Annotated in this window: 24 protein-coding genes; 17 read left to right on the forward strand and 7 right to left on the reverse strand. The window is 34.8% G+C overall.

The window, feature by feature from the left end; genetic code table 11:
* The first annotated feature begins 9 nt into the window (after positions 1 to 9).
* The 3 genes from MJX77_RS14125 to MJX77_RS14135 are packed head-to-tail and all read left to right on the forward strand — an operon-like array spanning position 10 to position 3,023.
* Positions 10 to 867, forward strand: coding sequence for a metal-dependent hydrolase (locus MJX77_RS14125; protein ID WP_252059407.1), 858 nt, complete (start codon positions 10 to 12; stop codon positions 865 to 867).
* A gap of 24 nt (positions 868 to 891) precedes the next feature.
* On the forward strand, positions 892 to 2,118 hold the full coding sequence (locus MJX77_RS14130) for an NADH:flavin oxidoreductase/NADH oxidase family protein (RefSeq protein WP_252059408.1): 1,227 nt from the start codon (positions 892 to 894) through the stop codon (positions 2,116 to 2,118).
* 35 nt (positions 2,119 to 2,153) lie between these two features.
* On the forward strand, positions 2,154 to 3,023 hold the full coding sequence (locus tag MJX77_RS14135; RefSeq protein WP_252059409.1) for a metal-dependent hydrolase: 870 nt from the start codon (positions 2,154 to 2,156) through the stop codon (positions 3,021 to 3,023).
* A gap of 56 nt (positions 3,024 to 3,079) precedes the next feature.
* Here the strand turns inward: MJX77_RS14135 and MJX77_RS14140 are convergent, their stop codons facing one another.
* The gene (locus tag MJX77_RS14140) at positions 3,080 to 4,012 is read right to left on the reverse strand and encodes a LysR family transcriptional regulator (RefSeq protein ID WP_252059410.1); all 933 of its coding nucleotides are present in this window, start codon (positions 4,010 to 4,012) and stop codon (positions 3,080 to 3,082) included.
* 98 nt (positions 4,013 to 4,110) lie between these two features.
* On the opposite strand from MJX77_RS14140, the gene MJX77_RS14145 reads away from it, so the two are divergent.
* The 4 genes from MJX77_RS14145 to MJX77_RS14160 all read left to right on the forward strand — a co-directional run bounded on the left by MJX77_RS14145 (position 4,111) and on the right by MJX77_RS14160 (position 7,834).
* Positions 4,111 to 4,545: a DMT family transporter gene (locus MJX77_RS14145; RefSeq protein WP_252059411.1), complete on the forward strand. Its 435-nt coding sequence runs from the start codon at positions 4,111 to 4,113 to the stop codon at positions 4,543 to 4,545.
* Positions 4,546 to 4,554: 9 nt separating this feature from the next.
* Positions 4,555 to 5,019, forward strand: coding sequence for a DMT family transporter (locus MJX77_RS14150; protein WP_252059412.1), 465 nt, complete (start codon positions 4,555 to 4,557; stop codon positions 5,017 to 5,019).
* Between the two features lie 609 nt (positions 5,020 to 5,628).
* Complete coding sequence (locus MJX77_RS14155) at positions 5,629 to 6,180, forward strand: TetR/AcrR family transcriptional regulator (protein WP_252059413.1); 552 nt, start codon at positions 5,629 to 5,631, stop codon at positions 6,178 to 6,180.
* Between the two features lie 94 nt (positions 6,181 to 6,274).
* Complete coding sequence (locus MJX77_RS14160; RefSeq protein WP_252059414.1) at positions 6,275 to 7,834, forward strand: hypothetical protein; 1,560 nt, start codon at positions 6,275 to 6,277, stop codon at positions 7,832 to 7,834.
* Here MJX77_RS14160 and MJX77_RS14165 read toward each other — a convergent pair.
* The 4 genes from MJX77_RS14165 to MJX77_RS14180 are packed head-to-tail and all read right to left on the reverse strand — an operon-like array spanning position 7,794 to position 10,218.
* Complete coding sequence (locus MJX77_RS14165; RefSeq protein ID WP_252059415.1) at positions 7,794 to 8,465, reverse strand: hypothetical protein; 672 nt, start codon at positions 8,463 to 8,465, stop codon at positions 7,794 to 7,796. The genes MJX77_RS14160 and MJX77_RS14165 overlap by 41 nt on opposite strands.
* A gap of 40 nt (positions 8,466 to 8,505) precedes the next feature.
* The gene (locus MJX77_RS14170) at positions 8,506 to 9,339 is read right to left on the reverse strand and encodes an HNH endonuclease (RefSeq protein ID WP_252059416.1); all 834 of its coding nucleotides are present in this window, start codon (positions 9,337 to 9,339) and stop codon (positions 8,506 to 8,508) included.
* Positions 9,333 to 9,743, reverse strand: a complete 411-nt coding sequence (locus MJX77_RS14175) for a (deoxy)nucleoside triphosphate pyrophosphohydrolase (RefSeq protein WP_252059417.1) — start codon at positions 9,741 to 9,743, stop codon at positions 9,333 to 9,335. The genes MJX77_RS14170 and MJX77_RS14175 overlap by 7 nt, the downstream gene beginning before the upstream one ends.
* A 46-nt stretch (positions 9,744 to 9,789) precedes the next feature.
* The gene (locus MJX77_RS14180) at positions 9,790 to 10,218 is read right to left on the reverse strand and encodes a hypothetical protein (protein WP_252059418.1); all 429 of its coding nucleotides are present in this window, start codon (positions 10,216 to 10,218) and stop codon (positions 9,790 to 9,792) included.
* Positions 10,219 to 10,294: 76 nt separating this feature from the next.
* On the opposite strand from MJX77_RS14180, the gene MJX77_RS14185 reads away from it, so the two are divergent.
* The 10 genes from MJX77_RS14185 to MJX77_RS14230 all read left to right on the forward strand — a co-directional run bounded on the left by MJX77_RS14185 (position 10,295) and on the right by MJX77_RS14230 (position 17,781).
* On the forward strand, positions 10,295 to 10,642 hold the full coding sequence (locus MJX77_RS14185) for a TonB C-terminal domain-containing protein (protein WP_252059419.1): 348 nt from the start codon (positions 10,295 to 10,297) through the stop codon (positions 10,640 to 10,642).
* 237 nt (positions 10,643 to 10,879) lie between these two features.
* Positions 10,880 to 11,020: a hypothetical protein gene (locus MJX77_RS14190; protein ID WP_252059420.1), complete on the forward strand. Its 141-nt coding sequence runs from the start codon at positions 10,880 to 10,882 to the stop codon at positions 11,018 to 11,020.
* 159 nt (positions 11,021 to 11,179) lie between these two features.
* The gene (locus MJX77_RS14195) at positions 11,180 to 11,362 is read left to right on the forward strand and encodes a hypothetical protein (RefSeq protein WP_005305647.1); all 183 of its coding nucleotides are present in this window, start codon (positions 11,180 to 11,182) and stop codon (positions 11,360 to 11,362) included.
* 180 nt (positions 11,363 to 11,542) lie between these two features.
* Positions 11,543 to 11,773, forward strand: a complete 231-nt coding sequence (locus MJX77_RS14200) for a hypothetical protein (RefSeq protein WP_005305644.1) — start codon at positions 11,543 to 11,545, stop codon at positions 11,771 to 11,773.
* 803 nt (positions 11,774 to 12,576) lie between these two features.
* Positions 12,577 to 12,786: a hypothetical protein gene (locus tag MJX77_RS14205; RefSeq protein ID WP_005305637.1), complete on the forward strand. Its 210-nt coding sequence runs from the start codon at positions 12,577 to 12,579 to the stop codon at positions 12,784 to 12,786.
* Positions 12,787 to 12,793: 7 nt separating this feature from the next.
* Positions 12,794 to 13,030: a hypothetical protein gene (locus tag MJX77_RS14210; RefSeq protein ID WP_013197775.1), complete on the forward strand. Its 237-nt coding sequence runs from the start codon at positions 12,794 to 12,796 to the stop codon at positions 13,028 to 13,030.
* A 311-nt stretch (positions 13,031 to 13,341) separates the two neighbouring features.
* Positions 13,342 to 13,659: a hypothetical protein gene (locus tag MJX77_RS14215; RefSeq protein WP_502806542.1), complete on the forward strand. Its 318-nt coding sequence runs from the start codon at positions 13,342 to 13,344 to the stop codon at positions 13,657 to 13,659.
* 412 nt (positions 13,660 to 14,071) lie between these two features.
* Positions 14,072 to 15,268 carry a S1 family peptidase gene (locus MJX77_RS14220; RefSeq protein WP_225623320.1) on the forward strand — a complete coding sequence of 399 codons (1,197 nt, stop codon included), beginning with the start codon at positions 14,072 to 14,074 and terminating at the stop codon, positions 15,266 to 15,268.
* Positions 15,269 to 15,631: 363 nt separating this feature from the next.
* Positions 15,632 to 16,765 (forward strand): OmpW/AlkL family protein, encoded by a 1,134-nt coding sequence (locus MJX77_RS14225; protein WP_252059422.1) that lies wholly within the window; start codon positions 15,632 to 15,634, stop codon positions 16,763 to 16,765.
* Positions 16,766 to 17,082: 317 nt separating this feature from the next.
* Entirely contained in the window at positions 17,083 to 17,781 is a 699-nt protein-coding gene (locus MJX77_RS14230) for an IclR family transcriptional regulator (protein WP_013197779.1), read from the forward strand.
* A gap of 61 nt (positions 17,782 to 17,842) precedes the next feature.
* On the opposite strand, the gene MJX77_RS14235 is transcribed toward MJX77_RS14230, so the two are convergent.
* Together MJX77_RS14235 and MJX77_RS14240 are read right to left on the reverse strand one after the other, a co-directional pair.
* Entirely contained in the window at positions 17,843 to 19,162 is a 1,320-nt protein-coding gene (locus MJX77_RS14235; RefSeq protein ID WP_252059423.1) for an MFS transporter, read from the reverse strand.
* Between the two features lie 75 nt (positions 19,163 to 19,237).
* The gene (locus MJX77_RS14240; protein WP_080973570.1) at positions 19,238 to 20,227 is read right to left on the reverse strand and encodes a hydroxyacid dehydrogenase; all 990 of its coding nucleotides are present in this window, start codon (positions 20,225 to 20,227) and stop codon (positions 19,238 to 19,240) included.
* Between the last annotated feature and the right edge of the window lie 192 nt (positions 20,228 to 20,419).

Genomic DNA, 20,419 nt, shown 5'->3' on the forward strand with positions numbered 1-20,419 from the left:
AGAATAAAGATGAATGCAGTTTTTGAGTCAAAGCCAACACAAGATTTTTCTAAAATTTCCGCATCAATTGACATTACAGTGCGCCAGTTAGACTTATCTTTTCCAGATGAAATACCAGAGTTTTGGTTTAAAGATAATCCTTTGCTGACCATGTTATTTACTGCCTTGTCGAGTGCTTTTCCAGATGGTGAGCGGCAGTTTATTTATAGTGTGCGTAATTATCAGGACAAAATTAGCGATCCTATTTTGCTTAAACAAGTCCGAGCTTTTATTGGTCAAGAAGCACATCACGGCAAAGAGCACGATGCCCTTAATGCTGTCATGCTTAAAAAAGGTTATCCCGTTGAACGTATCTATAAGCGTTTTAAAAAGATGAACCGTATGTTGCAGCAACGATTTTCTTTAGAACATCAATTGGCTTGCACGGTATGTATGGAACATTTAACGGCAATTTTAGCGGACTATTTTATTAGTATCGCGCCTGAAGACTTAGAGTTGTTTAATTTTCATTTGCGAAAAATTTGGGCTTGGCATGCGATTGAAGAAACAGAGCATAAAGCTGTGGCGTTTGATGTCTACCAATCTTTAGTGAATAGACCTTACTTCTTACGACTAGTGATGTTAGAAACCACGATTTCTTTTCTCATCATTACCACCAGAGGAACAAAAGAGCTTTTAAAGGCTTCTGGCAAAAATAGAGATTTTAAAAGTCTATATGTAGGTTTGAAATATTTGCTTGGCGGTCAAGGTGTGATCCGAAAAATTAGCCGCAGTTACTTAGATTTTTATTCTAAAGATTTTCATCCTTGGCAACATGATAACCGTGAGCAAATGATGAAATTAAAAGACATATATCTCAATGAATGATTTTTAAATTTAGGAAGAAAGAAAATGACAAAACCTAATTCAAAACCCACATTAGCAAGTCCTTTAACGTTAGCCTGTGGCATTAGCATTCCAAACCGAATTGCCAAATCTGCAATGAGTGAACAACTTGCCGATCGGCATGGTTCACCGACCACTGACTTACAACAGTTGTATGCAGCTTGGGCCAGAGGTGGAGCAGGGTTGTTAATTACCGGCAATGTCATGATTGACCATCGTGCTTTTGTGGAACCACGAAATGTGGTTTTAGAGTCAGCAGAATTTCTGCAAGCAAATAAGTTATGGGCTCAGGCTGCTCAAGCCAATGGCAGCAAAATTATTATGCAAATTAACCACCCCGGTCGTGTTGCAGTTTTACCACTTTTGAAAAAGCCAATAGCCCCTTCAGCAGTTGGGCTTGATTTACCTGCCATGAATATTATTCGTACTCCTCGTGCGATGACCGAAGCAGAAATATATGAGCAGATCAATCGATTCGCTCAAACTGCGAGGCTGGCTATTGAAGCTGGTTTTGATGGAGTACAGGTTCATGCAGCACATGGCTATTTACTCTCACAATTTTTATCACCTCTAGCCAATCTTCGAACAGATAAGTGGGGCGGTAGTCCTGAAAACCGACGCCGTATGCTCATTGAAACAGTTCAGGCTGTGCGAGCTGCAATAGGCAAAGACAAAATATTAAGCGTAAAACTCAACTCTGCCGATTTCCAAAAGGGCGGCTTAAGTCAGGAAGAGTCTCTACAAATTGCATTAGCTTTAGAAGCAGAAGGGATCGACCTATTAGAGATTTCAGGCGGGAATTATGAATCTCCTGCACAGTTAGGCTATGCACCAGATCGTTCTGCTCAGCGTGATGCATATTTTATTGACTATGCCACTGCACTTCGTAAACAAAGCAAATTACCACTCATGTTAACAGGTGGACTGCGCGATGTAGATTTTATGAACCATATTGTTGCTAATGGTACGGTCGATTTGGTTGGATTGGCTCGGCCTTTTGCAGTACAGCCAGATTTAGCAAAACAACTGTTAGCCGGAAAATCGGTATTAAAACCAGCAAAAATTCCAGCCATTGGATACAAACCTGTAGATGCCTATTTGCAACTCGCTTGGCATGCTTCGCAATTTCGCCGTATTAGCAGTGGGCAACAACCCAAAGAGATTAAGGGCTTAGTGCGAACATTGATTGCTTTTGGTCCACGTATGGGCTTTAACATTTTGACTCAGGATTAATGGTAAGCGCTTTTGATATATAAGGATTTATTATCATGAATAGTTTAATCAGACAAAACCATATGATTGTTCCGCGGCGTCCTGTATTTAATTTTACTGAAACGCCAACGCATTGGATTTATGATGATCCCATAGTTTCACAAATATTAAATTCAATTAACCCAATTACACCTGCACCAGAACGTTGGTTTTGTCAGACGTTTAGAGATGCATTGCCTTATATTAAAGATGAAAAACTTAAAGAGGCTGCAATTGCTTTCATTAAACAAGAGGGTGCTCATAGTTATGGGCACACTCTCGGAACTCGGCATATAGAGGCGTTAGGGATTGATTTAAGTCGTTATACCAAACTGATGAATTGGATATTTAATGACATGATTGGCCCAAAACCATTAGGTTATGAATTGAAGCATCCACGCTTAAAGTCGATGTGGCTAACGACCCGATTAGCAATGGTGGCTGCTGCCGAGCATCTGACTGGACTATTAGGGCATTGGGTTCTCAATGCAGAGGGGTTACAACACGCACCTGTCGATGTGGAAATGTTACGGTTATTGCAATGGCATGGGGCTGAAGAGGTTGAGCACCGTGAAGTAGCCGATGCAATGTTTAGATATTTTAGCAATAGTAATGTACTTCGAGTGGGGGCAGCGGTTTTCACATTCCCTTTATTTATTGTTTTGGCTTATGTTGCTGTCGAAAATCTAGTAGAACAAGATGCGCAATTACCACATCGTTTTCGTTTCAAAGATTATTTCCGAGCAGCTCGACAAGACCGTGTGCCTAAAGTTGATAATATAATATTTGCATGTTTGCGATACTTTAACCCCGACCACAGCCCTTTAAATGAAGGGTCAACTGAGCAAGCTTTAGCATTTTTAAACAAAATGAATAAGCTTAATTAAAAAGAGGCCTAACGTGCAGGGTATTTTTTCTTTATAAATCCTAATTAAAAGAAAAATTAATCCTGCCAATAAGGTGTTTCACCGTAGACTTCAGCAAAATAATCAATAATTACCCGAATGTTTAAAGGCGGATGACGCACATTAGGATAAATTGCTGCGATGTGCTGTGGTTGAGGTTTAATAGATGCTTCATATTGAGGTAAAAGTTTTATTAATTCGCCATGCTTTAATGCCTCACCAATGAGCCAGTCAGGAAATAAAACAATTCCCATCCCATTGAGTGCCGCCGTCATTAAGCTCTCAGCATTATTTGAAGCAAGTAAAGGCACAATTGGATAATGTACCCATTCCTCATCTGGCTTTCTAATTAACCAACGGTTAGGTCCTTCAAACCCTTTATAGACTAAACATTTATGTTTATTGAGTGCTTTGGGATGATCAAGAGTACCGTATTTAGCAATGTAAGCAGGAGAGGCCGCCAAATGATATTTTTGTGTGCCAAAAATACGCGCATGAAACGATGAATCTGTGAGGGTTCCAATGCGAAATATTAAATCAGTACTGTCCCGAAGAGGGTCTATAAATTCGTCTGTCTGAATCAGTTCGATTAAAAGCCGTGGATAACGTTCTGATAAACCTGCTAACCACGGCGCAATATGTCTTTGACCAAAAAATACGGGTGCATTAATTCTAACCAGCCCAGAGGGCTCTACAGTTTTATCCTGCAATGCTTTTTGAGCTTCATCAAATTGCTCTGTAATTCTTTTGGCATATTCAAAAAATAATTTACCCGATTCGGTCGGTGTGATTGCTCGTGTATTTCGATAAAAAAGTTGTTGTCCCAAGGCATCTTCTAACTGTTGAATAGTCCGAGAAATCATCGATGCCGAAACATCTTCTTTTCTCGCCACAACAGAGAAGTTTTGAGCTTTATATACACTGATAAAAAAGCGGAGGGTACGAATATCAATCGAATTTGACAAATTCATCTGTGCAATTTCTGCAAAAGTGATTCGTGGATTATGCTGTTTTTCTGCTGAATTGGCTACTCTATGATTCGTTGCCTAAATACCATGAGGCAATGTTCATGCAAATTCTATTACTGTTTCTAACCATTTTAGGTGGGATGGGGCTATCTGTAGAAGCAGGTCTTTTAGGGCCATTAGGTACACAAGTTGGAGAATTGTGGGCCACTTTTAGTATTTTTGGAGTAGGGGCCGCACTTACCTTTCTACTTATGTTGTTTTTTAGTCCTCGCAATAGTCCCTCATTTTTTACTCTTCCATCATGGCAGTTATTGGGTGGGGTAATTGGCCCGATCTACGTCATTATTCTCACCATCACAGCGCCGATTATTGGTATTGCCATGACCATGATTGGGATTTTGGCTGGTCAAGTTTTTAAGAGCCTGATTATTGATCATTATGGGTTACTCGGAACCCCGCATAGAAAAGTAGATCGAAACCGTGTGCTTGCGCTTGTTTTTATTGTGGTTGCACTTTCATTAGTCGCAAAAGCATAAGGGGGAAATATGACTATATTTATGATTTTATTGGCAGTCATCGGCGGTGCTTTACTCAGTGTACAAGCAGCAATTAATGGACAGCTTGGCAGTAAAGTTGGCGTATTCCGTAGTGCATTTTTAACGTTTTCTGTAGGCGCTTTAATTACCGCATTACTGATTTTTTATTTTGAACCCAAGCAAACTTTAACCTTATTAGATGTATCTAAATGGCAATTACTAGGTGCAATGTGTGGCGTTCCTTATATTGTGATTATGGTCTTAGCTGTGCAAAGAATCGGGGCGGCTGTTGCAACTGTTGCGGTGATTTTTGGGCAACTTCTCATGAGTATGTTAATTGATAATTTTGGTTGGTTTGGCAATGAAATTCTGCCTTTTTCAACTTATAGATTGGGCGCGCTCATTTGTTTAGCGATTGCGCTTTATTTTATATATTCAAGTAGTAAAACGACTCAAGTTGAACCTAACAGCTAACATGTTTATAAAACAGGAGGGTTTTATTAAGTTAATATTTAAGGTTTTTCTTAATTGTGTAATTAAATGAAAAACAATAATTAATTAAATAATTTCTAGCCAATTTCACATTGACACCTTAATTTTTGAAGATTACCATTTGCGGGCTGGCCTACATTGCCAGTCGGTTTTGACGGACCGTAATTCAACCACATCAGGATTATTTCTTCTGAGGAATAGTTTTGTGTGCACATCTCGTTCCCTCCCGTAGCGGTAGGACGGGAGTGGGACACTTTCGAGTGTGCTGGAGTTGAACCAGTCCGTCAACCTGCTTCCGTTCTGCCACCATAATTTATAATGCTTTGGCAGAACTCCCAAAAGAAGGAGTTGGCTATGCACATTCATAAATTATTGGCAGTCACTGTCAAAATCTATCTCGACACAACTTAAGTCAATTTAAAGCTGTTTGATGAGCTATAGGCTTATCGGACTTTAAATCTTCACGTCTAAAACTTAGCAACAATAAAACTTGAGATGTGCCACGCACAGTCTTTACGGCTTTGCTGTGCCTTTTTTTCTCCCAAAAAAGTATCTCATTTAGAAACAACAAGAATTTATAACGGTAAAACTATGCCAACTTTAGAAACTTCTTCCAAAAAATTACAGGTTATTCATACTGCAATAGAGCTGTTCGATCTCTATGGATTTCACAATACGGGCGTGGACTTAATTGCCAAAGAATCCAAAATTCCTAAAGCCACTTTTTATAACTACTTTCATTCAAAAGAGCGGCTTGTTGAAAGGTGCGTCTCTTTTCAAAAAAGCCGATTGAAAGAAGAAGTGTTGGCAATTATTTACTCAAGTAATTACCGAACCTCAAGCGATAAACTCAAAGAGATTATTGCTTTACATGTCAATTTTAATAGTCTGTACTATCTATTGCTTAAAGCTATTTTTGAAATTAAACAGATTTACTCTCAGGCCTACCAAATGGCAATTGAGTATAGAAAATGGTTGCTTCGAGAACTTTTTGATCTGGTTTTTAGTTTAGAGAACAGCACACTAAAACCCGATGCCAATATGGTTTTAAACTTAATCGATGGTTTGATGTTTCAGATTTTAAGCTCAAATCGTTTGGATGAGAGGGATATGGTGGTGGAGAGGTTTTTTGGTGGGAAATGATAATGTTAAGGATGAGTTAGCTGTGTTGCATTGTCGGTATGGGATTATTGGGTATAATTAGTCAATTTCATATACTTAGCTTAAGAATATTACAATGGATGCTAGTGGTTTATTTACCGTATTAGGAATTTTTATTGCAATTATTACTTTGATTTCTGAAGAAAGAAGACAAGATTTTTTTTTAAGAGTTTCTTGGATAGATACATTATGCTTTTTTGTATTTAATTTGATTGCTTTAGTAGTTATTTATTCGAGTGTAGTAATAGAAGTTTTTAATATAGAAGGTATTAATTATATTTGGGGGTTTGATGATAAAACAGTTGTTTTAACATGTGTGATATTAATGAGCCTTATTTTTGTATTAAAGTTGCGTAGTAAAAGGTTACCTATATCTAATTATGATGAGTGGGATGACTTTTCTTATAAGCTTTTAAAAGATAAGAAATATAATATTTTAAATTTTTTATTTGAGAAATATCTTGATCAGTTTTTATTTGAAATTGATAGGCAAGGATTATATGAAAATTTTCATAAATTTATTAGAGTCAACTCTCAGTTGAGATATGAAGAAATTTTAAATATTTCATCAATAAAAATCAGTAAATTTAGAAAATTTAAATTTTTTGTTTTTAGTAGAATTTTATTGTATATGCCTAAAGAAATAAGTGGGAAAACTAATTTAATTAATTCAATTTCAAGGCTAATTAAGTCTTCAGGATTTTTGAATTACTTGGTTGATGTTCATTCAACTATTCCAATTAAATTAACTTCTTTAAATTGCTTTTTGAGAATTGAGGAATTTGTTGATGGTTTTTTTAAACTTTTAATTTCTAATGAAAATAGTTTATTGTATCGGGAGCTTAAAGATAATCAAGGATTTTTGTATTCCAAAGGATTTGATATTTTACCAGAGAATTTTTTACTTAACTATTACTTCTCTAATACAGATGTTGCAATTAAAGTAATGTTATGGCAACCGATAGGTGATTATTTGTGTGAATTTATAAGGTCGCAAAATGGTAAAAATAATTACTATAATAGCTACTGTAATAATTTTTATTCTACAGATGAAAGATGGAATTGTAAAATATATGTTGGAATCTATTTTTTTAACTTTATGGTAAGTAGTTCTATATACCAAAAAAAAGATGATCATATGTCGTTAAATTATTATAATAATTTTTTAGATGAAATTTTAAATAATATTGATAGAAGTGAAAATTCAGAAACTTGGCAAGAAAACCCGCTTAAATTTGACTATTTAATAAATGTTATGGTGAATTATTGTTGTGATTGGGTTTTAGCTTCAAACACTTTACTTGTAGATCAAAATGATAAGATTGTTGCTATTGATTTTGCTTCAAATTGTTTAGGTGAAATGTTAAGGAAAATTCTATTATCTAAAAAAGTCGATGATAAACAAAAAATAATTTATTTAAATAAAGTATTAAAAACAATGAGTTTACTGGATGTTAAGAATGAAAAGTTATCATTAAACATTTTTAACTCATTAGTTGGAGTTACTTTGTTCAGTAAGGCTGATAGTGATATTACATGGTTGAAAAGGATTTATTTAGAATCTGATTTTGACCTTAGATCTAAAGATTCAGTTTTTAATATTGAACTTTATAAGATTTTAAAAAAAGCACTTTAGGGTGCTTTTTTATCAAATATAGAAAATCTTTATTTTGTGAATTTAGTTTTGAAATAACTTTAAAATTTCTTGAGAAATTGTTTTGTAATTTATCTTTATATACCAACTCTAAATTTAATTTAAGTTCCTTAATTATTTCATGTAAGTTGATATCTAAATTATTATGAATTGTAATTATTAGGTGTTTATCTTTATTTTGCTCAAGATTTTGAATTATGTCATATCCATATTCAGGTTGTACAGAAAATAATGAATCGCCTAATTTACCCGTGAAATGTAATTTTGGTGTAAATAAGATTGCTGTTCCTCCAATATTAATAATGGAAATATTAATATTATGCACTGACCTCCCAAGATTTTTATCGTTTGTACTGTGTATAGATTGTATTTTTAATTCAAGTACGGGTTCTGCTTGTAATGCTTGAAAATAAAAGGCATAAATAGCTACAAAAACAGCACTTAGTGTGCCGATGCTAGCAAAAAAGTTTATTGACAAAGACCAAGACTCTTTTAATGGTTCATTAATGTTGTTATGGCTAAACAATAACAGAGTAGAAAAAAAGAAAATTATTGTTAATGTTGTAACCCATCCACTAATATCAATAATTAATTTAAATATTTTATCATTCATTTTGACATTCCTTTCTTAGAATTTTCAAGTTTTAATAAACTTATAAAATTGATCTGATCTGACTTATTTTAAATAATAGTTTTTTCCGGTCTGACTCAGCATTCACAACATGCATTTTCTTATGACAATTCGGACAAAGAGCTACCGTATTTTCAACGGTATCTGGTCCACCGTGTGCCAACCATTCAATATGGTGAGTTTCCAAGTAAGGCTCACTATTTTTGTCTTTAAAAGGGGCAGGTTGTTCACAAAGCTGACAAATTCCATTTGCTAAACGCTTCGCAAGCTGGGCAATAGCATCTGAACGAATAAAGTATTTAGTCTTTGTATTGCGGTAGCTGACTTGCATTTGTGCTGTAGCCTGAGCATCTGCCATCAATTGCTCAATCGATTTCTTCTTATACTTACGCTGTTTTTTCTGACTGGTGCTCTCTATAGTCTCTACACTAATCGCCATATTTGAATCAGACAATTTAACTGGGAATATCCAGACTAACCGATCTTGTTTATTAGCATCAGGTTGGATCTTTTGATATGGATCTGCTACGAGAGTAACAGGGCCTTGATAGATATATTCTTTATCGACAAACACTTCAAAAAGATGAACTGAAACGCCGTTAGAATGACTCTCAGCTAATGTTCTATTTTGACTTTTTAATTCCTGATCACCTACTTGACCCATACCAGTGTAATGCAGTTCATCACCGATCCATCGATCTTCATAAATAGAGTTGATAGGACTCGAAACAATAATTAGGGTATTCGTCTTGTGAGACCGACGCATTCCGCCCTGAGGTGAGCAAAGGAAGTAATCACGTAATCCATCATTATCTAAAATGGTACCTGGTTTTAATTGTCTAAAATCTTTCAACATGCTGTAGTCTTATTATCAAGTAAGTATTTCACGATGGGGATATCAGCAGCAGCCCAGTCGAGCTGTTCTAATTCATCGATTGTGCACCATTGTACATCCTGGTGCTCACTCAACGCTAACTCTTCAATAGTCTTAGTCACACACATAAAAGTGATCAGTTCGATATTAAAGTTAGGGTAGCCGTGCTCTACAGTTAATAGATATGCTGTTACTTGAATATCTAAATTGAGCTCTTCTTTAATCTCTCGAATTAACGCTTGTTCGAGTGTTTCATCCGCTTCGACTTTGCCACCGGGAAATTCATATTTATTCGATAAATAGGGGTACTTGTGCTCACCTTTAAGGGCACATAAAATTTTATCCTGGTGTTGAATGACTGCGGCAACGACTTCTAAAGATTCCATTTTTTTCTCGTGTAATTATCAAAATTCAAATCGAGTTCTATTAAATTTAATCAATGAGCGTTAATGGTCTTCTATTAAATTTAAATAAAAACTTCCATTGGCGAAATTCAGGACACTCGATAGGATAGTAATCATTCATAATATCGAGGAAATTTTGATTAAATCCAGCTTCTTTAAAAAGCTTTAGTTTTGATTTAAAAGACTGTTCGCCATAATGCTCTTTAGTCGCTTGAGTCCCGTAAGCAGGTAACCATTCATAAAACTCTAGCAAGATTTTTACTCGTTGATTAGTCTTCATCCCACATTTAAGTGTTCTCTCATAATTTTTATAATAATTCAAAAGTTTAGCCTGAATCCAATTTCCATTAAAGAAAAGGTGGCCTTCAAATGAACCAGATTCGAAACTACCTTCGATAATGGTATTGTTGTGTGTCCCTTTAAAAGATGTAGCTGGTAAATAAGTACTAAAGCTCATATTATTTATGTTATTCAATAATTTATTTAATCCTAGCACTTATAAAAATATGAGTAAACGTAACTATAGGTAAAATATGATAAAAAAATATTTAGTAAGTGGGCTATTTGTTTTAACTCTTGGTATGTCTGTCTATGCAAATGATGAAGTAACTCGTGTTCAAATTTCTAAATCAGGACTAAAAAATCTAACAGCAGAAGCACGTATAAAACTTTATAAAAATGGTTCGTTCGAAGTAGTTCTTACAAAGAGTAGTGGTGATCCAGAGCAAGATGAAAAAATTTTAAAAGCGATAAGAGCTACAATTTTTAAAATATTTCAAGAAAAGCTGAATCTTAGATATAAGAATCTGGATTATCCAGTTTACTTCAGTCAACCATTTATAATTACACCTTCTACAGACAAAGTTAAAAATGAGGAATAACCATTCTTTATCTTTTATTAAGAACTTTACTTTATACATGGGAAATTTTAGGTTGGCATGATACTGGGAAAAGTGTAGATAAATTGCACTATTTTCATTAAATAAAGCTAAAAAGTTGTGAACTTTTTTATTACACATTGATTGAAATACATACAGAAACCTCGCTAAAACGAGTTGGAATGCTACAAACGCGAATGATACTTTAAATTTCACTCTTCCCAATAAGTGAGGTGAGCAATGAAATTTTTAGCTTTGTTCAGTATGGGAGTTGCAGCAAGTTATTGGTATAAAACTATAAAAGATAGCAAGCTAACTCTTCTGAAACCTAATTTTGATGAAATAGTAAAAAATTTTGTATTAGCAGAATTTAACGTCTAATACATACCGTTAATTTTAATTAAATAAAAAGCTCATCAGAAGGTGGGCTTTTTTGTTTTATAGATTTCAAATTTTCTTTTAATAATAAAAAACACTCTAATGCACTTGTTTATTTAGTTGTTCTAAACTAACAATGCAGTAAAACAGGAGTGTTAAAGTATGAAATCAATAAGTGAGTACATTCCTAATGAGGAGCAAGAAGAGGAATCGTTGATTACTGCAAAAATTGATTCAGAAATTGGAAAATTAAGGAAAAGAAGGGATGAACATTTACTATCCTATATTGATGAGGAGAAAAATATTAAGTATAAAATTCAAATAGAAAGTTCAATCAAGAGTTGATATTCGATTTTTATCGAATTGTATGATGATATTTGATTAATAAAGCTTATTTACTCTAACCAATACGACTAAAAATTCCTGACTGTTTACACTAAATAAAGCTCCGCAAAGTATCCTTATTTTGGGGGGATTTTTTCTATATGTGTTAAGCTGATCTTCATAAATTTATGGATTATTACAATGTTCATTTGTATTGGCGGTGATTTAGATGGTGAAGTTGTATATGACCGTGAAGGTACTTACTTTGAAGCCAGTGAAATAGATGCAAGTAAACAATCAACATACAACCGCCAGAGTTACTTAGTGGGCGAAAATATATATCGTTTTTGGCTTTGTGCAGAATTATCTTATTTTGAAATTACAAAAATAGCGAATGATCATTTGGCGCAAAAACATCCCTATCTTTCATAATTCAGATATTAAAAAATAAGCCTGCCAATTATGGTGGGCTTAATCTATCTAGGCGGAGTCGGCTAAATACTGGTTAAGTAAAAACAATTAAAAAAGCCCCTCATATCTGAGAGACTAGTCATATCAATTTTCTGGAATGAATGGCTGTAATTTCTTAAATAACTAAACAAATCAAATTGATAAAAGTAGTTAATAGTATAATAAATCAGTGCACTAATTTATTCTTTATAGTAGCAGAGCCTCAAAACAACGTCCAAAGCACTGTTAATAAGAAATTATTTGTTATTAGGATCAGGTTGTTCATTATTCTCAGGCAGATCTTTTACTGTGCCTGGAACTTCTGAAGGTTGAGTTTCGGTAGGTGGTGTTGCAGGATGCTTGTTCATTTGAGCTTTGATGATATTAGCGTGGTTAGTTGTATTTTGAAAAAAAACTTTTAAAACCTGACATTTTTATCTTCTTATCTTCATTAGGGAGAGTTGATAGTACACTTTAAAGGCCTTTACATTGCGGTAGTTTTAAGACTCATGTGTGTTGATTTGTCCAAGAAAGGATCTTTATGTCGACAACTTATTTCATAAATAAAATCAATTATATATAACCTGTTGAGTCTTATCCTTTAAATTTTGAAATTGCCTTATCCAACTTTCAAGTAGGGGTACACAAAGTAAACATATATAATTTTTTTCCACGTTTTGGATTGATAGTTTTTTAAAAATTAATTCAATCTAGTTGCCTACAAAATATTCATAGTATAAAAATATCGTTGGGCATAATATGTATGATTAAATTGGAGCATATTAATGCTAAAAGAAATTACAATTATTGATTTCCAAGGTAAAGAAAAAAGAGCGCACGCAAACTATACAGAAGTAGATACTAATAAAATCGGTCATTCTTCTAGAGTTCAGAGACCCAAAGTTGAATATATTTTGTTAAAAGGTGAATGTATTTACCCTACTTTAAATTTGGTTTTCAACAGTTCCGATGGCAACAGCTATTATATAGAGTAAACATGATATGTCAGACAATTCAACAAAATGGCTTTGTGTGGGTGGTGTTCTAAGTGGCGAGTGGAGAGAGCAGCAATTAGAAGCATTTGATGTTGATCCTAATGATTTAAATACTCATAGTTATGAAGCAATGAAACTCATTAATCCTGTTACCAAGACAGAACAGCATTTCTATGTGTATACAGAGTTACAAGAACACGCATATGACAGGGCAATAAATTTTGCCTTATCCAAAAATCAATAAGAACAAGAGAGCACTTAGGTGCTCTTTTTTTTAATAAGTAGTCATTGTATTTAAATCATAGATATTATAAGCCGTATTAGCAGAATTTAACGCCTAATACATACCGTTAATTTTAATTAAATAAAAAGCTCATCGGAAGGTGGGCTTTTTTTTGTAGTAGTGTTTATTGAGACTAGAGTTTCTGATTTATAATTTAAATCCAAAGAATTTTTACGTCCAATAAAAATGAAACTATTTTCAATTATCCTTATCTTATCTTATTTTATTTAAGCTCTACTTACTTACATGCTGAAAAATTAGAAAAAGAGAAAATCGAAGCTTATGTAAAATTGATAGAAAATTATCGAACTGCTGAACAAAATTTAGAAAATTATTTAAGCGGAATTCATTCGGCAGGACAAGTCAGCTTTAAACATCAGATGAGAATAGCAGACCTTTTATGTGATGTTGGGAAAGCACAAAAACCAATGATTGAATTTATGAAGTTAAATAAAGAAAGATTTAGATTGAAAAAACAGGATGTTATGAATATTTTTCCACATGATCGACAAAAATTACAAGAGGAATTGGAAGAATTAAAAGATACACCGTATGAGTGTGGTAAGCAGAGTTATAAACATTTGCTGTGACGATCTTGACAGGGCAGTAACCGCTCTAAAACAAAAAAATAATAGCTAGTAAGTTTGGTTTATTAATGAGCCAGCATCAAAAATAATATTTTACAACCAGATAGTCTCAGGAATTATGGTACAAGATAGCCCCAGCTTATTGATTGTTTATGAGACATCATCTTATAACTTCTAATATTTATACTAAGTTAAGCAAAAAGACTATTTAAAAAATAAACAAAAAATAACGGTTAAGAATATTTTGTTTTATAAATTGTAATTCTCTAATTTTTCCTTAGAAATATTATATTTAATGGTGAAACATTATGTGAATACCCGAGGTTATGCACCTCATGTTTAAAATTTGGTTGGTTTTTATAGAAACAATATATCGTTATATTTGAATCTTATTTTTTTGACCAGAAGGTAAAAAATGAAAAAAATATTAGCACTAACAATTTTAATATCCTCAACTTATACATTCGCTACACCAAATAATGGAGCTGAACAAGATATTCGAAGCTATTCTTTATTGCATGGCGTAAGTACAGCAGAAGCAAATAAAGCATTAGTATTAGAAGCTAACCGAGACTCGGCACTCGACACTATTGAAAAAGAATTTAAAGGGCGTATAGGTGGTATTTACGTGGAAAACGCACCTACATATAAAATTGTGGTTAGAGTCAAAGGTTATGGCCAGAATGAGAAAAGAAATGTAGCGGTAGGGAATGCTATTTCAAAAAGCAATTTGCCTATAGAAATTCAATACGGAGCTAAAGAAACAAGAGAGAATGCTAAAGGACAACTAAATAAAGCTGCTAAATTAGCTAGTAAATATTTTTCTAAAGTTCAAACTGTTGGATATGACGAAAAAAGTGGAAGTATTTATGTTCGCGTAAAGGGCAAACAAACAACAGAGAACCAAAGAAAAATAGATCAAATCAAAGCTGAATGGAACAACCCGAACTTACCGCTAGAAATTAATTTAGTTAACTGGTCTGTAAAGCCTCTTGTAGATGCTAATGGTGGAACTTTTGTTGCAGGACAAATCAGCTCAACAATGTATGCAGATTGTACTACAGGTTTTGGCATCAAAAATGCCAATGGTACAAAGTACATGAGTACAGCTGCTCACTGCCCTAATAACTTCAAGAGTAAACAGGATGGAACTCCATATACATTTGTAGGTGAGATTCCGTTTGCACAGTCTAATGATCTTCAGTGGAATAGTACAACAGCCAATATCACCAATAAGTTCTACGTAGGACCAACCACCACTAGAACACTTACTGGTCGACGTACTCTATCTGCAACAAGAGTTGGTGATAGTGTTTGTCACTATGGTAATGCAACAGGATATAGTTGCGGTACTGTTAGAGGTGTGGGTGTAATTGTTCCAGAATATGATCCTAATACTGGTGCGCCTCTATTTCCTGGCAGTTTTTGGGTAGATGTAAATACGTCTACTTGTGGTGGTAGTGATAGTGGTGGGCCGGTATTTACAGCTTTAACGATTGCCAGTGGTATTCTTTCACTCGGAGCAATAGATGATGTAACAGGTGCTTGTCAAGGATATTACTATGTCCCTACAGATAAAATTTATGAAAATGGTTTTTCTTTCATTTACTAATTAAATTCCATAGATGCGATAGCATTTTTTTTGATTAAATCTAAATACAGACTATTCTGTATTTTTGACTCCGCTAAAAAATTATTTAGCGGAGTTTTTTATGGGTGAAATGTAAGAAAAATAAAATAGGCTTTAATCTCAGTAAAAATACACTCATCGGAAGGTGGGCTTTTTTTAATTTATAAATTTCCATAGAAAATTCACTTATATTGTATATTTTTCAATCAAGTAAAATAAATTAATTAAAATTAATATATTGTTTTATAATGCTTTTTATCGGAAAATTTTACCAAAAGTTAAAAAAATCTTTATTTTAAATGAAGAGGTTAATGGAAACCTCTTAAATAAAATAAAGGAAATAAAATGGATATTTTAAAATTAATAGGCGGAAATCTGCTCGCTGTGGCTTTTGTAACGGGAACTCAAACAGCACATGCAGAATTTAAACGGTTTTCTGTATCTGCTGGATGGTTGCATGTCATGCCACAAGGGAAAGCAAATCCATTCAACATAAATACTGCTGTAGCAAATGGAACCACTGCCAAAGTCGGAACTATTTCTACTTCAGCATTTATGAAATCCATAGACCCTAATGCAACATTATCAACTGGGGAAAATGCCAAAGAAGTTCTCGATATGGTATTTAGTCATCCAGTCGATGAAAACGGCAATCAACAACAATCGGTTGGTCAGTTATTAGGGCTTGTAGATGAAAATGACATGGTTTCACCAGATATCACGGGTACAGCAACCATTAAAGGATTAGAACAATGGGAAGGTAAAGGCACAGGGCTTGAAGCAGAAGATGTAGACACTCTGGGTTTAATGTTTAATTACTATGTGAATGAGAACGTGTCTTTACAGTTAATCGGTGGGATTCCTCCAAAAGTTGATATTAAGGGGAAAGGAGAAATCAACGCGCCGTTATCTGGTTTTGCAAATCCTGAAGGATTAGCTGCTTTGGTTATAGGAGATAAGCTTGATTTATTACAAGATATTCCGATTACTAATCTGGGTAATAAATCGAAAGCTGCTACGGTACGAGCATGGACTCCAGCATTAGAGGCTCAGTATCAGTTCGGAAAGGCAGGAGTAAATAAATTGCGCCCATATATTGGTGCTGGAATTATGTATTCACGCTTCTCTAACATTAAGTTAAACGACCAAATTAATTCTGACTTAATTGCTGCGGGTCATATGATTCAGAATGTTCTAGATAACAATGCTGGTGCAGCCTTAGATGGTAAAACTTCAAGTGCAAATCCATATGTTCGAGTTAAAACGACTGATGCGATTGCACCAATTGTGAGTCTAGGCGCTACTTATGACATCACGCCAAATTGGTATGCTGTTGGTTCAGTGTCCTATGCAAAGTTAAATAACCGCGCAAATATTGATGTAATTGATAGCAAAACAGGTAAGCAGTTAATTCATGCCTCAACCAAAGTTGATATTGATCCTTTAATTACTTATTTGGGTGTGGGTTATCGTTTTTAATATCCTCATTTAAATATTAATCTTTCGTTTAGGAAAATTTACGATTTAACCTGTCGTATTTTCTCTGCATAGAAAGCCCCGCCAAATGTCAATTATTGGTGGGGTTTTATAAGAAAAGCAGTGTAGTGGTCTGTTTGTGACTTCAAGGAAGAACTTATTGTTTTATGATAAATATATGAAAGAAATAAGCTTTATATGGTTGGTTAAAGAAAAACCGAAGGTCACTTGAGAGATTAAATTAAAATATAAGAAATATGGTAAAGTTAAAAACCTAATTCAATACATTAAAATTGATATCAAGCTATTGTAGGAAAAACATGGTTAAAATTAAACCTCACCCAGCAACAAGCGGAAATGCATCGGCTGATCGCCTTTTAACTTTGTTAACTGCTTTTAGAATAGGTGATAAATCTTTAACCCTAGCAGAACTCGCTGAACGAACAGAATTAAATAAAGCAACTATCATGCGCTTAATCGTTTCGCTAGAAGATTTTGGTTTTGTTAACCGTCTTTCAGATGGCAGATATACGCTTGCCAGCGAAGTTATGCGTTTAAATACAATTTATCAAGATGCTTTAGATCTAGAACGACATGTTGTGCCTTGTTTACAGCAACTTGTAGATGAAATTGGTGAGACAGCTTCTTTTTATGTTAAACATGGGGCATATCGCCTTTGCCAATATCGAATAAACTCTACCCATCGATTGCGCGTTCATATTCAGCCGGGTGAAGTTCGACCAATGGATGGTGCGGCTGGTGCTCAAGCATTACGGTCAACACACGAACAAGTTTTATCAAGAACTGATCCTTTTTATTCAACGGGTGTAACGGAGCCACATGCTGCTTCAATGGCATTGCCAGTATTTGATGCTCAAAATGATGTGGTTGGCGCATTGGTTGTTTCAGGTCCATCAAGCCGTTTTACTTCGGAAATTGCAAAATCTGTGGGTGATTTCTTCTTTAAAATTGCAGATGACTTGACCAAAAGTTTGGGTGGTAAGAGTATTCGTAATTAATCTTAATATTTTAAATATAAAAAAGGGGCTAATGATTTAGCCCCTTTTTTATTCGTGTTATTTACGAAGTGCTTTGTGGTTGGTTAAACAAAACGGCTTTCTTTCTAGACATAATGAAAACCATAATAGCCGATACGAGATTTAAGGCTGCAAGTGGAAGTAGGGCTATAGCATGGCTTCCTGTTGCATCATGGATTGCGCCATAGATATTCACCATCATGCCGCCACCAATCAGGTTAGCGCATGCGCCAATTGCTGCTAGTCCTGCCGCCGTTGTAGTCGGTGACATCCATGAGGATGCTAAAGCCCAGAATGGACCTTTCACAGAATAAGCACCAATTAAAACGATACTGAGTAAAAAGATTGTGCCAATAAGTGAAGACGTGAACAAAGCAATTAATAAACCAATTGAGATCATTAATAGAGCGATTGCTGTATGCCAAAGGCGTTCATTTTTACGATCTGAGCTACGACCCCAAAGAATCATGGCAATAGAAGCGATGCCATAAGGAATTGCATTCACTAAACCAATTTCTACATTGCTTAAACCGAATGATTTAATTAATTGTGGTGCCCAAACACTCATTGTACTGCCGGCAGCAGAAGCACCAGAGTAAATAATGATCATAGCCCAAATATATTTATTCTTTAGAAGTTGCCATAGTGAAATATGACCAATCGGAGTTTTTTGTTGGCGTTCAAATTGTAGTCTTTCAACTAACCAAGCTTTTTGTTCGCTATTGAGCCATTTTGCCTGTTCTGGTCGATCTGTGAGTACAAATAGGCAAGCGATACCCAGTAAAATCGCAGGAATACCTTCTAAAATAAATAGCCAATGCCATCCGCGCATGCCCATCAAACCATCTAGGGATAACAAAAAACCAGATAATGGTGAACCTAAAAAGTTTGCCCCCGGAATTGCCACCATAAATATAGCAATCATTCGGCCTCTATAATTTGCGGGCAACCAATAAGTTAGATATAAAATCACGCCAGGGAAAAAACCAGCCTCGGCAGCGCCTAGCAAAAAGCGCATAATATATAACGATGTGGAGCTTTCAACGAATGCTGTTGCAGCTGAAATTACCCCCCAAGTCACCATAATTCGGGCAATCCATACTTTTGCTCCAAATTTTTGCATGGCGAGGTTGCTGGGTACTTCAAATAGAAAATATGCAAAGAAAAATAAGCTACTGGCAAAACCAAAGGCAGTAGCTGTTAATCCAAGGTCTTCATTCATTTGTAATGAAGCCATACCAATATTGCCACGGTCAATAATAGCAATCACATAACAAAGCGTTAAAAAAGGCAGCAATCGCCACGCCACCTTGCGCATTGTTTCACGTTCAATCGCACTCGGTTGAGAATATTCTGTAGACATAAAAAAATCCTTTTTTATATTCAATATTTTAATTGTTCTCGCATCTAAAAGCTTAGAAACAATTGAGTTCCATGATTAGCTATTGAGTAACTTCCAGTTAGCGATAGCTCGTGGGTTTAATAGTTGACCATCCCAAATACTCACAATCTGTTCGAGTGCTAAGAGACCGACGCGATTACGTGAATCTGTTGTGTTTGCTCCTATGTGAGGAGTAACAACTAGATTAGGTAATTCCCATAATGGATTATCTTTTTCAGGTGGCTCTGAAGAAAAAGTATCTAGACCTGCACCAGCAATTTTATTATTTTTTAGTGCATCAACTAATGCAGCCTGATCAATTAATTCACCACGTGCTGTATTAATTAAGATGCTTGATCGTTTCATCTTTTCAAATTGGGCATGAGAAAATAAGTGTCTATTCTCTGCTGTCAGTGGACAATGTAGGCTGATAATGTCGCTAGTTTCTAAGAGTTTTTCAAAGTCATGCTCTTGTTCTACATAATCAAGCTCTGGCAGATTTTGTAGAAACGGATCATATACTTTTACTTTCATGTTTAAGGGAGCCACTAACTTCATGAGTATGCTACCGATTGCCCCTAAACCAATTAAGCCCAGTGTTTTACCATATAACTCCACGCCATTTGCACTTGCTTTGTCCCAATGACCTTCTCGAATACGTTGGTCTAACCATGTGACTTGTCGAGCAACATTAAACATGAGTGCAAAAGCGTGTTCGGCAACAGATTGTGCATTTGCACCTACGGCAATAGTGACAGGAATTTTTCGTTCAGCGGCAGCTTGAGTGTCGATTGTGTCAAACCCAACACCATGTTTTGCAATGACTTTTAAATTATCTGAAGCAAAAATCATATCTCTAGAAAGTTTGCCTGTCCGAACAATGATTGCATCAGGTTGTTCATCATGGATGAGTTTTTCCATTTCATCTTTTGCCATGTAGGGTTCAGTTGGAATCAACTGAATATCATGGGATTGAGCATACAGTAACGCATCTGAAGTTAATGTTGGCCCCGTGATAAGAACTTTACGTTTCATTTTGACTTGCACTCCATTTAAGTATTTTGAGCAAAATACGTCCTTAATAATCCATATTATTAAAACGATATTTCAAAAAAATAGTCAATAGTAAAAACTAAATTTAAAAATTGAGTAAATTTTAGTTTAAATTTAATCAAAAATGAAATGACATTTCAAAAAAATGCTGTCATATTAATTTGCACAAGAAAACTGATGTAAGGG

The organism is Acinetobacter sp. AHP123 (genome assembly GCF_023757925.1).
In the GTDB taxonomy this organism is placed as follows: domain Bacteria; phylum Pseudomonadota; class Gammaproteobacteria; order Pseudomonadales; family Moraxellaceae; genus Acinetobacter; species Acinetobacter oleivorans.